Source organism: Pseudomonas sp. AC252 (genome assembly GCF_979258105.1).
Map to the genome: position 1 here is coordinate 3,019,004 of NZ_OZ409837.1, position 13,091 is coordinate 3,032,094.

Here is a 13,091-nt window from a genome sequence, read left to right on the forward strand (position 1 = left end):
AGTCGACATCTTCGGTGAATGTCAGACCGCATTCGCGAGCAGGCTCGCTCCTACAGGGGATTTTTGGCGTTAGTGGGTTAAGTGATAAACCGCATTGGCGAGGGCAATGTCTTCCAGGCCCAAGCCGATTGAACGGAAGAACACGTGACGGTCGTAACCCGGGCGCTGCACTTTTTCGCTGAGCAAGTCGGCGAGGTCGCCGACAATCGAACCCTTGCTCCAGCCATGCTGTTCGGCGGCAATCAGCATCTCACCAGCCGAACCCGGCGTGGTCAGACGATAGTCGCAGAACACCTGCATGTCGTTGAGGCTTTGCGGCGGTACTTCATGGGCGCGCGGGGCGTTGGTGCTGATCGAGGTGATCAGCGCCGGTTTGCTTAACGTTGCAGGATCAATCACCGGCCCGGCCGACGAGGTGCAGAGCATGATCACCTCCGCGTCGGCAATGGCGGACTCGCGGCTGTCGGAAATCTTCAGTTGCGGCGCGATGGTCCTCAATACGGCCTGTGTCTCTGGATCTTCCAGCAGCGACGGCGAGTACACGCTGATGCTTTGCCAGTCGCGCAAGGTTTTGACGTAATGCAGATGCGCCTGAGCAACTTTCCCGCTGCCGATGATCGCCAGTCGTTGGGCATTCAACGGGGCGAGGGCGTCGACCGCCACTGCCGTGGTCGCGGCGGTACGCGCGGTGGTCAGTTCGCTGGCGTCACAGAGCAGCAGCGGCTGGCCGGTTTTCATCGACATCAACAATGTCCATGCCGTCACCAGCGCACCCTGCTCGCGCACGATGTACGGCGAGGTCTTCACTCCGTAGACACCATCGTCGGCCAGCACGCCCAAATAATTGATGAAGTCGCCGGCACCCTGCTGGAACTCGACCACTTGCTGTGCCGGCTGTACGGCGTTACCGGCCGCTAGATCGCGGAACAGCTTGCGCAGGATCTGCGGCACATCGATACGCGCCAGCAGATCTCGGGCCCGGACTTGATCGATGACGTAAGGCGTACCAGACATTTTGCGCTCCAAATCTAAACTTATTTTTCCATTATGGACTTTTAGTTTAGATGGGCAACTATCAGGCGTAAAAAAAGCGCAGTCCGTTGCCGGCTGCGCTTTTTCATTTCGTGGCGCTTACTGCGGGCGCTTGCGCTCAACCGCGCGCAACAGATGCGTCGGCGGCGTTTCACAACTGATCTTGCGACCGAGTTTTTCTTCGATGGACGGCAACTGATAGGAGTCGTCTTCGCCGGCAAAGCTGATCGACACACCGTCAGCGCCGGCGCGACCGGTACGGCCGATGCGGTGCACGTAGTCGTCCGGGACTTCCGGCAGGGTGAAGTTGATCACGTGGCTGATGCCGTCGATGTGGATGCCGCGACCGGCGACATCAGTGGCCACCAGCACGCGGATCTTGCCTTCGCGGAAACCTTCCAGGGTCTTGATGCGCTTGTGCTGCGGCACGTCGCCAGACAGTTGCGCGGCATTGATGCCGTCGCGCACCAGGCGCTCTTCGATACGGCGCACTTCGTCTTTGCGGTTGGCAAACACGATCACCCGCTCCCAACCGTTATCGTTGACCAGGTTGTAGAGCAGTTTGTATTTGTCGGCAGCGGCCACGGCGTAGATGTGCTGCTCGACGTTCTCGTTGGCGACGTTGGTGATTTCGATTTCGACGATGGCCGGATCGGTGGTCCATTGCTTGGCCAGATTCATCACGTCTTCGGTGAAGGTCGCGGAGAACAGCAGGGTCTGGCGTTCGGACTTCGGTGGGGTCTGGCGAATGATCTGCCGTACCTGCGGGATGAAACCCATGTCGAGCATACGGTCGGCTTCGTCCAGCACCATCACTTCAACCATGTCCAGATGCACGTCGCCGCGCTGGTTGAAGTCGAGCAAACGCCCCGGCGTCGCAACAAGAATGTCGCAGTGGCGCGCTTCGAGGTGCTTGAGCTGTTTGTCGAAATCCATGCCACCGACGAACGTCATCACGTTGAGACCGGTGTACTTGGTCAGGTCAGCGGCGTCCTTGGCGATCTGCACCACCAGCTCGCGGGTCGGCGCGATGATCAGCGCACGCGGTTCGCCCATGTAGCGCTCTTTCGGCGGCGGCGTCTGCAGCAACTGGGTAATGATCGAGATCAGGAATGCGGCAGTCTTGCCGGTGCCGGTCTGCGCGCGGCCAATGGCGTCTTTGCCGGCGAGGGTGAAGCCCAGTACCTGCGCCTGGATCGGCGTGCAATAGGGAAAGCCCAAGTCCTGGATGGCGTGCATCAGTTCCGGAGCAAGCTTGAAATCGTGAAAGCGGGTTTTGCCCTCCTGTGGCTCGACGACGAAGTCTTCGAGTTTCCACGGAATGACCGGTGCCTTGGGCTTCGGTTCGCGACGCGGTCTGGCCGGTTTCGGCGCTTCGCTGCGCACAGGCTCTGCAGCGATTGGTGCGGCCGCAGCAGGTTTTTCTTCTGGCTTCGGTGTCGCTACGGGAGCGGGGCGGTCGTCCTGCGGGGCATCGCTGCGATGACCGGGGGCGTGCGACGGCGCACTGGGAACTGGCGCGAGCTGCTCAGCCTCGCTTTTACCGAACATTTTCTTGAGTGCTTTGAGCACGGTCATCTCATCAGTTGGTTAAGGAATGTACGCCGGCCAGTGTAATGCAAGAATCGGGCGCGGCGTAGTAGGAGGGATCAATGGGCGGACATCACTCGCCAATCAGCGCAGGCGTTCGCTCAGCCAGACGCCGATGTCGCGAATCTCTTCAGGTAACACTTCGTGCTCCATTGGGTATTCCTGCCATGTCACGGTGACACCATGCTTCTTCAAATGCTCATAAGCGCTGCGGCCCATCGAGTTTTGCACCACGTTATCGAACTGGCCATGCAGCGACAGCACCGGAATGCGCTGCTGACTGGCGGACAATTCCAGTTCATCGCTGAAAGTCGGTGCGTAAGTCGACAGCGCCAGCACCCCACCCAACGGCCCCTGCCATTTCAGAAAAGCGGTGTGCAGTACCACCGCGCCGCCTTGCGAAAACCCGGCAAGAAAAATCCGCGAGGCGTCTATTCCGCTGGCGCGCTCGTTTTCGATCAGTTCGACGATGCGATCCGCCGAGGCTTCCAGTTCGTCGCGATCGATCGCTCGGGCCGGACTCATGGCCTTGATGTCGTACCAGCTGGGCATGGCATATCCGCCATTTATCGTCACAGGACGGGTCGGTGCCTGCGGCAGCACAAAGCGTGTGCTCAGCAGACTTTCCTGCAACGCCTCGGCTACCGGCAGGAAGTCATAGCGGTCGGCGCCGAGGCCGTGCAGCCAGATCACGCAGGCGTCTGCGGGCTTAACAGGCTGAAGAATCAAGGGCTCGGTCATGTCTGCTCCAAAAATGTGCGGGCGCTCTCATTGAGTGCGTGATTGAAGTGCGCGCCCGGTTGATCCGTTAACAAGATGTCGCAAGGTTACAAGTTTAGCTATTGACGTGTCGCGCAATCACTTTGGCAAGCAGTGTGGTACGGCCTTTGCTATGGAGGATTGCGTACGAAGCGTCCTACGCGTGGCGGTAACACTATCAGTCTACGTCGCGCGATGGGACAGCAACGAATCCGGTGATGGATGTTCGCCAATGGCCGCTACGGGCTTAGCGAACGTGAAAGGGCCACAGCCCGTTCGGCCGATTGGTGAGAAGTGAGTGATCCATGATGTGGATTCTCTCCTACTAGACTCATAGCGAAGGTCCTACGTCGGTTGACCCCAAAAAAAGCCAACACGGGTCAGCAACGCCTCAAAAGGGTGCGACAGGACTCAAGCTCCGACACAACAAGAGCAAAACTGGAGGTTTGAATGAAGATGTTGAAATCCACTCTGGCAGTCGTGACTGCAGCAGCAGTACTCGGCGTCAGCGGGTTCGCTCAGGCGGGTGCAACCCTGGATGCGGTACAGAAAAAAGGTTTCGTGCAGTGTGGCGTGAGCGACGGTCTGCCGGGCTTCTCGGTACCGGATGCGACCGGCAAGATCCTCGGCATCGATGCCGACGTCTGCCGCGCTGTGGCCGCTGCTGTTTTCGGCGACGCCAACAAGGTCAAGTTCAGCCAGTTGAACGCCAAGGAGCGCTTCACCGCGCTGCAATCCGGCGAGATCGACATCCTGTCGCGCAACACCACCATGACCAGCTCCCGTGACGCGGGCATGGGCCTGAAATTCCCGGGCTTCATCACCTACTACGACGGCATCGGCTTCCTGGTGAACAACAAGCTGGGCGTGAAAAGTGCCAAAGAGCTCGACGGCGCGACCATCTGCATCCAGGCCGGTACCACCACCGAGTTGAACGTTTCCGACTACTTCCGTGGCAACGGTCTGAAATACACCCCGATCACTTTCGACACCTCCGATGAAAGCGCCAAGTCGCTGGAATCCGGTCGTTGCGACGTGCTGACTTCCGATAAGTCCCAGCTGTTCGCCCAGCGCAGCAAGCTGGCTTCGCCGAAGGACTACGTGGTGCTGCCGGAAACCATCTCCAAAGAACCACTGGGTCCGGTCGTGCGTAACGGCGACGACGAGTGGCTGGCCATCGTACGTTGGGTCGGCTACGCGCTGCTCAACGCCGAAGAAGCCGGCATCACTTCGAAGAACGTCGAAGCGGAAGCCAAGTCGACCAAGAACCCGGACGTGGCCCGTATGCTCGGCGCTGACGGCGAGTACGGCAAAGACCTGAAACTGCCGAAAGACTGGGTTGTGCAGATCGTCAAGCAAGTCGGCAACTACGGTGAAATCTTCGAGAAAAACCTCGGAAAGAGCACTCCGCTGGAAATCGACCGTGGCCTGAACGCCCTGTGGAACAACGGCGGCATTCAGTACGCACCACCAGTGCGCTAATGGTTCTATCGCCCGGCGGGCCAACCGCCGGGTGATGTTCTGGTTCCATTTCTTCCGGGGCACTTCATGCAAAATTCTATCGGCGCACCAAAGCAGAGGCTCAGCCTCAGCGATCCACGAGTGCGTGCGTGGCTATTCCAGATCATCACCGTTGTGGCGGTGGTCTCGCTTGGCTGGTACCTGTTCGACAATACCCAAACCAACCTTCAGCACCGGGGCATCACTTCCGGTTTCAGCTTTCTGGAGCGCAGTGCCGGGTTCGGCATCGCTCAACACCTGATCGACTACACCGAAGCGGACAGCTACGCGCGGGTGTTTGTCATCGGCCTGCTCAACACCCTGTTGGTGACCTTTATCGGCGTGATCCTGGCGACGATCCTCGGTTTCATCGTCGGCGTGGCGCGGCTGTCGCAGAACTGGATCATCGCCAAACTGGCGACGGTGTATGTGGAAGTATTCCGCAACATTCCGCCGCTGCTGCAGATCCTGTTCTGGTACTTCGCGGTGTTCCTGACCATGCCGGGGCCGCGCAACAGCCACAACTTCGGCGACACCTTCTTCGTCAGCAGCCGTGGCCTGAACATGCCGGCCGCACTGGCTGCCGACGGTTTCTGGGCCTTCGTGGTCAGCATCGTGCTGGCGATCGTCGGCATCGTGCTGATGTGCCGCTGGGCCAACAAGCGCTTCGAAGAAACCGGCGTACCGTTCCACAAGTTCTGGACCGGCCTTGCGATTCTGTTGGTGATCCCCACCCTGTGCGCGCTGATTTTCGGTGCTCCGCTGCACTGGGAAATGCCCGAGCTCAAGGGCTTCAACTTTGTCGGCGGCTGGGTGCTGATCCCGGAACTGCTGGCGTTGACCCTGGCACTCACTGTGTACACCGCAGCATTCATCGCTGAGATCGTGCGTTCCGGGATCAAGTCGGTCAGCCACGGCCAGACCGAAGCGGCGCGTTCGCTTGGCCTGCGCAACGGCCCGACCCTGCGCAAGGTGATCATCCCGCAAGCCCTGCGCGTGATCATTCCGCCGCTGACCAGCCAATACCTCAACCTGGCGAAAAACTCCTCGCTGGCCGCCGGTATCGGTTATCCGGAAATGGTTTCGCTGTTCGCCGGCACCGTGCTCAACCAGACCGGGCAGGCCATCGAAGTGATTGCCATCACCATGAGCGTGTACCTGGCGATCAGTATCAGCATTTCCCTGCTGATGAACTGGTACAACAAGCGCATTGCGCTGATCGAGCGGTAAGGAAAAGCGCATGAGTACTCATACTTTCAAACCCGACATGCCTCCACCCAACAGCAGCATCGGTGTGGTGGCGTGGATGCGCGCGAACATGTTCTCCAGCTGGCTCAACACCCTGCTGACGCTGTTCGCGTTTTACCTGATCTACCTGGTCGTGCCACCGATCCTGAGTTGGGCGATTGTCGATGCCAACTGGGTCGGCACCACCCGCGCCGACTGCACCAAGGAAGGCGCCTGCTGGGTGTTCATTCAGCAGCGTTTCGGCCAGTTCATGTACGGCTACTACCCGACCGAGCTGCGCTGGCGCGTGGACCTGACCGTGTGGCTGGCGGTCATTGGCGCAGCACCGCTGTTCATCTCGCGCATGCCGCGTAAAGCGGTGTACGGCCTGAGCTTCCTGGTGGTGTACCCGATCATCGCCTTCACCTTGCTGCATGGCGGTTTCGGTCTGACCACCGTGCCGACCAGCCAGTGGGGCGGCCTGATGCTGACCCTGGTGATCGCCACCGTCGGCATCGCCGGAGCATTGCCGCTGGGCATCGTGCTGGCGCTGGGGCGGCGTTCGAACATGCCGGCGATTCGTGTGGTCTGCGTGACCTTCATCGAGTTCTGGCGCGGCGTGCCGTTGATCACGGTGTTGTTCATGTCCTCGGTGATGCTGCCGCTGTTCCTGCCCGAAGGCATGAACTTCGACAAGCTGCTGCGGGCGCTGATCGGGGTGATCCTGTTCCAGTCGGCCTACGTCGCCGAAGTGGTGCGCGGTGGCCTGCAGGCGATTCCCAAAGGGCAGTACGAAGCGGCTGCCGCGATGGGCCTCGGTTACTGGCGGTCGATGGGCCTGGTGATTCTGCCCCAAGCGCTGAAGCTGGTGATCCCGGGCATCGTCAACACGTTCATTGCGCTGTTCAAGGACACCAGCCTGGTGATCATCATCGGTCTGTTCGACCTGCTCAACAGCGTCAAGCAAGCCGCCGCCGACCCGAAATGGCTGGGCATGGCCACCGAAGGCTACGTGTTTGCCGCCCTGGTGTTCTGGATTTTCTGTTTTGGTATGTCGCGCTATTCCATGCATCTGGAACGCAAGCTCGACACTGGCCACAAGCGTTAGGAGTTCTCTGTAAATGAGCGAAGCAATCAAAAAGCCTGTGGGTCCGGAAGGCATCATCCAGATGCAGGGCGTGAACAAGTGGTACGGCCAGTTTCACGTACTCAAAGACATCAACCTCAACGTCAAACAGGGCGAGCGCATCGTCCTGTGTGGCCCGTCGGGCTCCGGTAAATCCACCACGATTCGTTGCCTGAATCGTCTGGAAGAGCACCAGCAGGGCCGCATCGTCGTCGATGGCGTGGAACTGACCAACGACCTCAAGCAGATCGAAGCGATCCGCCGCGAAGTCGGCATGGTGTTTCAGCACTTCAATCTGTTCCCGCACCTGACCATTCTGCAGAACTGCACCCTGGCGCCGATGTGGGTGCGCAAGATGCCCAAGCGCAAGGCCGAAGAAATTGCCATGCACTACCTGGAACGCGTACGCATTCCGGAGCAGGCGCACAAATACCCGGGGCAACTGTCCGGCGGTCAGCAACAGCGTGTGGCGATTGCCCGCGCCCTGTGCATGAAGCCGAAAATCATGCTGTTCGACGAACCGACTTCAGCACTCGATCCGGAGATGGTGAAGGAAGTGCTCGACACCATGATCGGTCTGGCCGAAGACGGCATGACCATGCTCTGCGTGACCCACGAAATGGGCTTCGCCCGCACCGTGGCCAATCGCGTGATCTTCATGGACAAGGGCGAAATCGTTGAGCAGGCGGCGCCGAATGACTTCTTCGACAATCCGCAGAATGACCGGACCAAGTTGTTCTTGAGTCAGATTTTGCATTGATCGAAGCCTCGCAGTGAGATAAACCCGGGCTGAGTTCCCGGGTTTATTTTTTTCTGATTTTCTCAGGACACCGGTGCCGTCTCCTGCTCCGGGAAGCGCGCGGTCAGCAGCCGCCGCAAGTCAGTGCCTTCGTTCATCGCCTGTATTTCGGCGAGCAGATGAGGGTGACGATCCAGCAGGCGCATAAGATTGAACAAGGGTTGAGGCGGTGGAAGCTCGCCGCGTTCGTAGCGGGAAAAAGCGTTGTGCCCTCCACCCGATAGCAATTTGACTGCCTCTTTTTGGGTGAGATGTAATTTACGGCGGATGCGTTTCATCTCGGCGCCCATCACTTGTAAGCACTCTTCGAGCAATTTATCGCCGGCGTCGCAATAGCGTTCGGCGCTGTCAGTGTTGTTATCAAAAATGATCTCACCGCAGGCTTTGCATTCCCATCCTGCAATGTCGTGCACCCGACGTGAGACGTTTTTGTAGTCGACAGTCATACTGCGACGTTCGAAATGCTGCATCGCATCTTGGGTGCCACAGCTCATGCATTGCCGTGTATTCATAGGTTCTTCTCCTTGAAAGAGATCACGGGAGGACCGCCGTTGGGGCAGTAGGTGATTTTTATGTACAGCTCCACGTCGTAAAGTCCAATGTGGTAAACGTCCTGCCAGTCTCGGTGATTGGTGTAGCAAGTCATGGACTTGTAGAACATCCGGCGCTCCAGCAAGCAGATAGCCTGCTGCATTCGTTTCAGGTTTAACCCCATGCGTTTGCCCGAGCTCATCGCAGTTCCTGTAAAAGCTTTCGCGCCCAGCCTGATGACCTCTTGTTTCACCGCTCCCAAATCGTAATGGGGTGTGTTCTTTTCCATAAGAAGCCAAAACCCTGTCCCTGAAATTACCCTTAAAGGGTAATTTTGACCAATCGAAAATGCCGCTCCATGTGTCTCCGATTGACCCTAGGTGGTTGCCGTCCTACATGGGTCTGACTAACATGTCGGAAAATTCATCCTATGATTGGATGAAAAGGCGAGGCTCATGTCTGAAATTTCCCCTTTGATCAAGCGATCCCTGGTCGATCAGGCGCTGGAACAGCTACGCCAGCGCATCAACAGCGGTGCGTGGCAGGTCGGCGAGCGCTTGCCTACCGAGCCGGAGCTGTGTGCCGAACTGGGCATCAGCCGCAATACCGTGCGTGAGGCGATGCGTGTTCTGGCGTTCTCCGGGCTGATTGAAATTCGCCAAGGCGACGGCAGTTATCTTCGTGCGGTGGTCGACCCGCTGGACACACTTAAAGCGTTGTCCCGCTGTTCGTTGGAGCAGGCCCGGGAGACCCGACACATCCTTGAGGTCGAGGCCATCGGCCTGGCGGCATTGCGCCGTACCGATGAGGATCTGGCGGCGCTACGCGAAGCGCTCGGCACCAGCGGCAGCCACTATCACGGTGATCTCGACACTTACATCGCCTGCGATCTAGTGTTTCATCGGCGACTGGTCGATGCCGCGCACAACCCGACCCTCAGCGAGCTGTATCGCTATTTCTCCAGCATCGTCGGCGCGCAATTGCGCCAGACCTTGAATATTTCCCCGCGCCGTCAGGACGTGTTCGACCTGCACATCGACTTGCTCGATGCGGTCGAACAACGCGACCCGGAGCGGGCCAAAGCCTTGTCGAGGCAGTTGATCAATGAACCTTGAAACCGAGAAAACCATGTCCCGCAGTGAGTTATCCACAGCGTCGAAACGTTCGCCCGAGCTGGAGGAGTTGCTGATCGATGCCGAGGCTGATGACGAGCAGGTCCAGCAAAGCCATCCGTGGGTAAAACGCCCCTGGCTGTTGCTGCTCGGGCTGATTCTGGTGGCGCTCAACCTGCGCCCGGCGTTGTCGAGCATGGCGCCATTGCTCAGCGAGGTCTCCAGAAGTCTCGGGCTGTCTGCGGCGCAGGCGGGATTGCTGACCACGTTGCCGGTGCTGTGCCTGGGCTTGTTCGCACCATTGGCGCCGATCCTTGCGCGGCGTTTCGGTGCTGAGCGGGTAGTGCTGGGGATTCTGCTGACACTGGCCGGCGGAATCATCTTGCGCAGCAATTTCGGCGAGATCGGCCTGTTCGCCGGCAGCGTTCTTGGCGGCGCCAGCATTGGCATTGTTGGCGTTTTGCTGCCGGGCATCGTCAAACGGGACTTCGCCAAACACGCCGGGACCATGACCGGGGTCTACACCATGGCCCTGTGCCTGGGCGCGGCGATGGCGGCGGGTTCGACCGTGCCGCTGAGTGAACACTTCGGTAACAGCTGGGCGATGGGCTTGGGGTTCTGGGTGATTCCGGCATTGGTGGCGGCGGTTTTCTGGCTGCCACAAGTCGGCTCCAGACATGGCGCACACAACGTCGCCTATCGCGTGCGCGGGTTGCTTCGTGATCCGCTGGCCTGGCAGGTGACCTTGTACATGGGCCTGCAATCGTCGCTGGCCTACATTGTGTTTGGCTGGTTGCCATCGATCCTCATCGGGCGCGGGCTGACCCCGACCCAAGCCGGATTGGTGCTGTCCGGTTCGGTGATCATTCAACTGGCCAGTTCGCTGGCCGCGCCGTGGCTGGCGACCCGTGGCAAGGATCAGCGTCTGGCGATCGTCGTGGTCATGGCGTTGACCCTGGCCGGGCTGTTCGGCTGCCTGTATGCACCGATCGAAGGTCTGTGGGGCTGGGCGATTCTGCTCGGGTTGGGGCAGGGCGGCACGTTCAGTCTGGCATTGACGCTGATCGTGCTGCGCTCGCGCGATTCCCATGTCGCGGCGAACCTGTCGAGCATGTCGCAGGGCTTTGGCTACACCCTGGCGTCCATGGGGCCGTTCGCCGTGGGCGTAGTGCATGACTGGACCGGCGGCTGGAATGCCGTCGGCTGGATTTTCGGCATCATTGGCACCGGCGCGATCATTGCCGGCCTCGGTGCCGGGCGCGCGTTGTATGTGCAGGTGCAAAGCGAAAAGATCTGAATGCACTGGGTGCAAATGTAGGAGTGAGCCTGCTCGCGAAAGCGGTGTTTCGGTCAACATAGATGTTGAATGTTGAATTGCCTTCACGAGCAGGCTCGCTCCCACAAGGGTTTTGCGTATTGCCGATAGTGTTTCTGCGCGCGGCAGATTATGGTGCTGGCAATCTGTACCTCTATATATGGAGATTCCCATGAGCGAAGCCCACGCCGCCCTGATCACCCGCTTCTACCAAGCCTTTCAGCGCCTCGACGCCGAAGCCATGGCCGCCTGCTACACCGATGACGTGGTCTTCAGTGATCCGGCCTTCGGTGAACTGCGCGGGCGCGATGCCGGCGACATGTGGCGCATGCTCACCACCCGTGCCAAGGATTTTTCCCTGACTTTTGATAATGTCCGTGCCGACGAGCGCACGGGCGGCGCGCATTGGGTAGCGACTTACCTGTTCAGCCAGACCGGCAACATCGTCATCAACGATATCCAGGCCCGCTTCGTGTTCCGTGACGGCAAGATCTGTGAGCATCACGACCACTTCGATCTGTGGCGCTGGTCGCGCCAAGCGCTCGGTTTCAAAGGCCTGCTGCTGGGGTGGACGCCGCTGGTGCGCAACGCCGTACGTGCCCAGGCGCGCAAGGGACTGAAGGCATTTCAGGCCGGGCGCTGATAAGATCGCCGCCTGTTTTCCTACACGTTCAGATCACCCAAGTGACCAGTCTTAGCGAACAATCCGTCGATGCTGCCGAGCCAGTGAGCAAATCCTGGTTCGTCTACCTCGTGCGTGCCGCCAATGGCTCGTTGTATTGCGGAATCAGTGACGACCCGGTGCGGCGTTTCGCCAAGCACCAAAGCGGCAAAGGCGCGCGGTTCTTTCTTTCCAGCCCGGCGATGGCGCTGGTCTACACCGAACTGTGCCGCGACAAAAGTGATGCTTTGCGCCAGGAACGGCTGATCAAAAAGCTCAAGAAGAGCGCCAAGGAATGTCTTGTCGCGTCTTATCAATCTGACTGATTGGTTCCCATCAGGCAGATCGGTAGGCCTGTCAGGCAATGCGCGCTAAGCTGCGGATTCACTTTTCCAGCGGCGGAGCCGAGCATGTCCGAGTTGATTCTGCACCATTACCCGACCTCTCCCTTTGCCGAGAAGGCCCGCCTGCTGCTGGGCTTCAAAGGCCTGTCCTGGCGTTCGGTGCATATTTCCCCGGTGATGCCGAAACCGGATCTGACCGCGTTGACCGGTGGCTACCGCAAGACCCCTGTGTTGCAGATCGGTGCTGACATCTATTGCGACACCGCACTGATCGCTCGACGCCTGGAACAGCAAAAAGCCCTGCCGGCGTTCTTCCCTGAGGGCCAGGAAATGACCAGCGCCAGTTTTGCGGCGTGGGCTGATTCGGTGGTGTTTCAGCACGCGGTGAGCCTGGTGTTCCAACCGGAATCGGTGGCGGTGCGTTTCGGCAAATTGCCGCCGGAAGCGATCAAGGCATTCCTGGCCGACCGCGCCGGTTTGTTCAGCGGTGGCAGCGCCACGCGTCTGTCCGCCGAGCAGGCCAAACATCAGTGGCCGACGATCATGGCGCGTCTGGAGCAGCAGTTGCAGCGCGAGCAGGGCGACTTCCTCTTCGGCGAGCCATCGATTGCCGACTTCGCCCTGGCGCATCCGCTGTGGTTTCTCAAGGCGACCCACGTGACGGCGCCGCTGGTGGATGACTATCCGGGAGTTGCGGCGTGGCTGGGTCGAGTGTTGGGATTCGGCCATGGCGCAGCGAGCGAGATGTCTTCCGTCGAGGCACTGGAAGTCGCGCGTAACGCGACGCCAGCGGCATTGCCGGATGAGCAGTTCGTTGATCCGAATGGCTTCAAGCCGGGCCAGCAAGTGGCGATTTCCGCTATCGACTACGGCGTTGATCCGGTGGTCGGTGAGTTGCTGTTTGCTGGCAGTGAAGAGCTGATCATTCGCCGCGAAGACGAGCGTGGCGGTGTGGTGCATGTGCACTTCCCGCGCTTCGGCTTCCGTATCGAAGCGCGCTGATTTATCAAGTCAGCTGCAAAACCTGTGGGAGCGAGCCTGCTCGCGAAGACGATGGATCATTCAACATTGTCGTTGGCTGATGCAGCGCTTTCG

Annotated in this window: 14 protein-coding genes; 9 read left to right on the top strand and 5 right to left on the bottom strand. The window is 59.5% G+C overall.

Annotated features, from left to right (window positions below):
• Positions 1 to 69: 69 nt before the first annotated feature.
• From ACZZZ4_RS13690 to ACZZZ4_RS13700, 3 genes are all read right to left on the bottom strand, one after another.
• Positions 70 to 1,014: an ornithine cyclodeaminase family protein gene (locus ACZZZ4_RS13690; protein ID WP_463548029.1), complete on the bottom strand. Its 945-nt coding sequence runs from the start codon at positions 1,012 to 1,014 to the stop codon at positions 70 to 72.
• Positions 1,015 to 1,131: 117 nt separating this feature from the next.
• Complete coding sequence (gene rhlB / locus ACZZZ4_RS13695; protein ID WP_310409337.1) at positions 1,132 to 2,610, bottom strand: ATP-dependent RNA helicase RhlB; 1,479 nt, start codon at positions 2,608 to 2,610, stop codon at positions 1,132 to 1,134.
• A 96-nt stretch (positions 2,611 to 2,706) separates the two neighbouring features.
• Positions 2,707 to 3,363, bottom strand: a complete 657-nt coding sequence (locus ACZZZ4_RS13700; protein ID WP_039759204.1) for an alpha/beta hydrolase — start codon at positions 3,361 to 3,363, stop codon at positions 2,707 to 2,709.
• Positions 3,364 to 3,831: 468 nt separating this feature from the next.
• Between ACZZZ4_RS13700 and ACZZZ4_RS13705 the strand changes: the two genes are divergently transcribed.
• The 4 genes from ACZZZ4_RS13705 (at position 3,832) to ACZZZ4_RS13720 (ending at position 7,994) form a co-directional block, all read left to right on the top strand.
• Positions 3,832 to 4,863, top strand: a complete 1,032-nt coding sequence (locus ACZZZ4_RS13705) for an amino acid ABC transporter substrate-binding protein (RefSeq protein WP_016771583.1) — start codon at positions 3,832 to 3,834, stop codon at positions 4,861 to 4,863.
• A 66-nt stretch (positions 4,864 to 4,929) separates the two neighbouring features.
• Positions 4,930 to 6,111 carry an amino acid ABC transporter permease gene (locus tag ACZZZ4_RS13710; RefSeq protein ID WP_329515924.1) on the top strand — a complete coding sequence of 394 codons (1,182 nt, stop codon included), beginning with the start codon at positions 4,930 to 4,932 and terminating at the stop codon, positions 6,109 to 6,111.
• 10 nt (positions 6,112 to 6,121) lie between these two features.
• Complete coding sequence (locus tag ACZZZ4_RS13715; RefSeq protein ID WP_039759200.1) at positions 6,122 to 7,216, top strand: amino acid ABC transporter permease; 1,095 nt, start codon at positions 6,122 to 6,124, stop codon at positions 7,214 to 7,216.
• A 13-nt stretch (positions 7,217 to 7,229) separates the two neighbouring features.
• Entirely contained in the window at positions 7,230 to 7,994 is a 765-nt protein-coding gene (locus ACZZZ4_RS13720) for an amino acid ABC transporter ATP-binding protein (protein ID WP_016771581.1), read from the top strand.
• Positions 7,995 to 8,056: 62 nt separating this feature from the next.
• Here the strand turns inward: ACZZZ4_RS13720 and ACZZZ4_RS13725 are convergent, their stop codons facing one another.
• Together ACZZZ4_RS13725 and ACZZZ4_RS13730 are read right to left on the bottom strand one after the other, a co-directional pair.
• Positions 8,057 to 8,545 carry a type II toxin-antitoxin system MqsA family antitoxin gene (locus tag ACZZZ4_RS13725; RefSeq protein ID WP_129999870.1) on the bottom strand — a complete coding sequence of 163 codons (489 nt, stop codon included), beginning with the start codon at positions 8,543 to 8,545 and terminating at the stop codon, positions 8,057 to 8,059.
• Positions 8,542 to 8,853, bottom strand: a complete 312-nt coding sequence (locus ACZZZ4_RS13730; RefSeq protein WP_039759197.1) for a type II toxin-antitoxin system MqsR family toxin — start codon at positions 8,851 to 8,853, stop codon at positions 8,542 to 8,544. The genes ACZZZ4_RS13725 and ACZZZ4_RS13730 overlap by 4 nt, the downstream gene beginning before the upstream one ends.
• Positions 8,854 to 9,019: 166 nt before the next feature.
• Between ACZZZ4_RS13730 and ACZZZ4_RS13735 the strand changes: the two genes are divergently transcribed.
• The 5 genes from ACZZZ4_RS13735 (at position 9,020) to ACZZZ4_RS13755 (ending at position 12,998) form a co-directional block, all read left to right on the top strand.
• Complete coding sequence (locus tag ACZZZ4_RS13735; protein ID WP_129999869.1) at positions 9,020 to 9,679, top strand: FadR/GntR family transcriptional regulator; 660 nt, start codon at positions 9,020 to 9,022, stop codon at positions 9,677 to 9,679.
• A complete protein-coding gene (locus ACZZZ4_RS13740) occupies positions 9,669 to 10,973 on the top strand; it encodes a CynX/NimT family MFS transporter (protein WP_463548030.1) in 1,305 nt (434 codons plus the stop codon). Before ACZZZ4_RS13735 ends, ACZZZ4_RS13740 begins: the two co-directional genes overlap by 11 nt.
• A gap of 190 nt (positions 10,974 to 11,163) precedes the next feature.
• Positions 11,164 to 11,634 (top strand): nuclear transport factor 2 family protein, encoded by a 471-nt coding sequence (locus tag ACZZZ4_RS13745; RefSeq protein WP_463548031.1) that lies wholly within the window; start codon positions 11,164 to 11,166, stop codon positions 11,632 to 11,634.
• A 41-nt stretch (positions 11,635 to 11,675) separates the two neighbouring features.
• Complete coding sequence (locus ACZZZ4_RS13750; RefSeq protein ID WP_039759190.1) at positions 11,676 to 11,978, top strand: GIY-YIG nuclease family protein; 303 nt, start codon at positions 11,676 to 11,678, stop codon at positions 11,976 to 11,978.
• 84 nt (positions 11,979 to 12,062) lie between these two features.
• The gene (locus ACZZZ4_RS13755; RefSeq protein WP_463548032.1) at positions 12,063 to 12,998 is read left to right on the top strand and encodes a glutathione S-transferase family protein; all 936 of its coding nucleotides are present in this window, start codon (positions 12,063 to 12,065) and stop codon (positions 12,996 to 12,998) included.
• Positions 12,999 to 13,091: the final 93 nt, after the last annotated feature.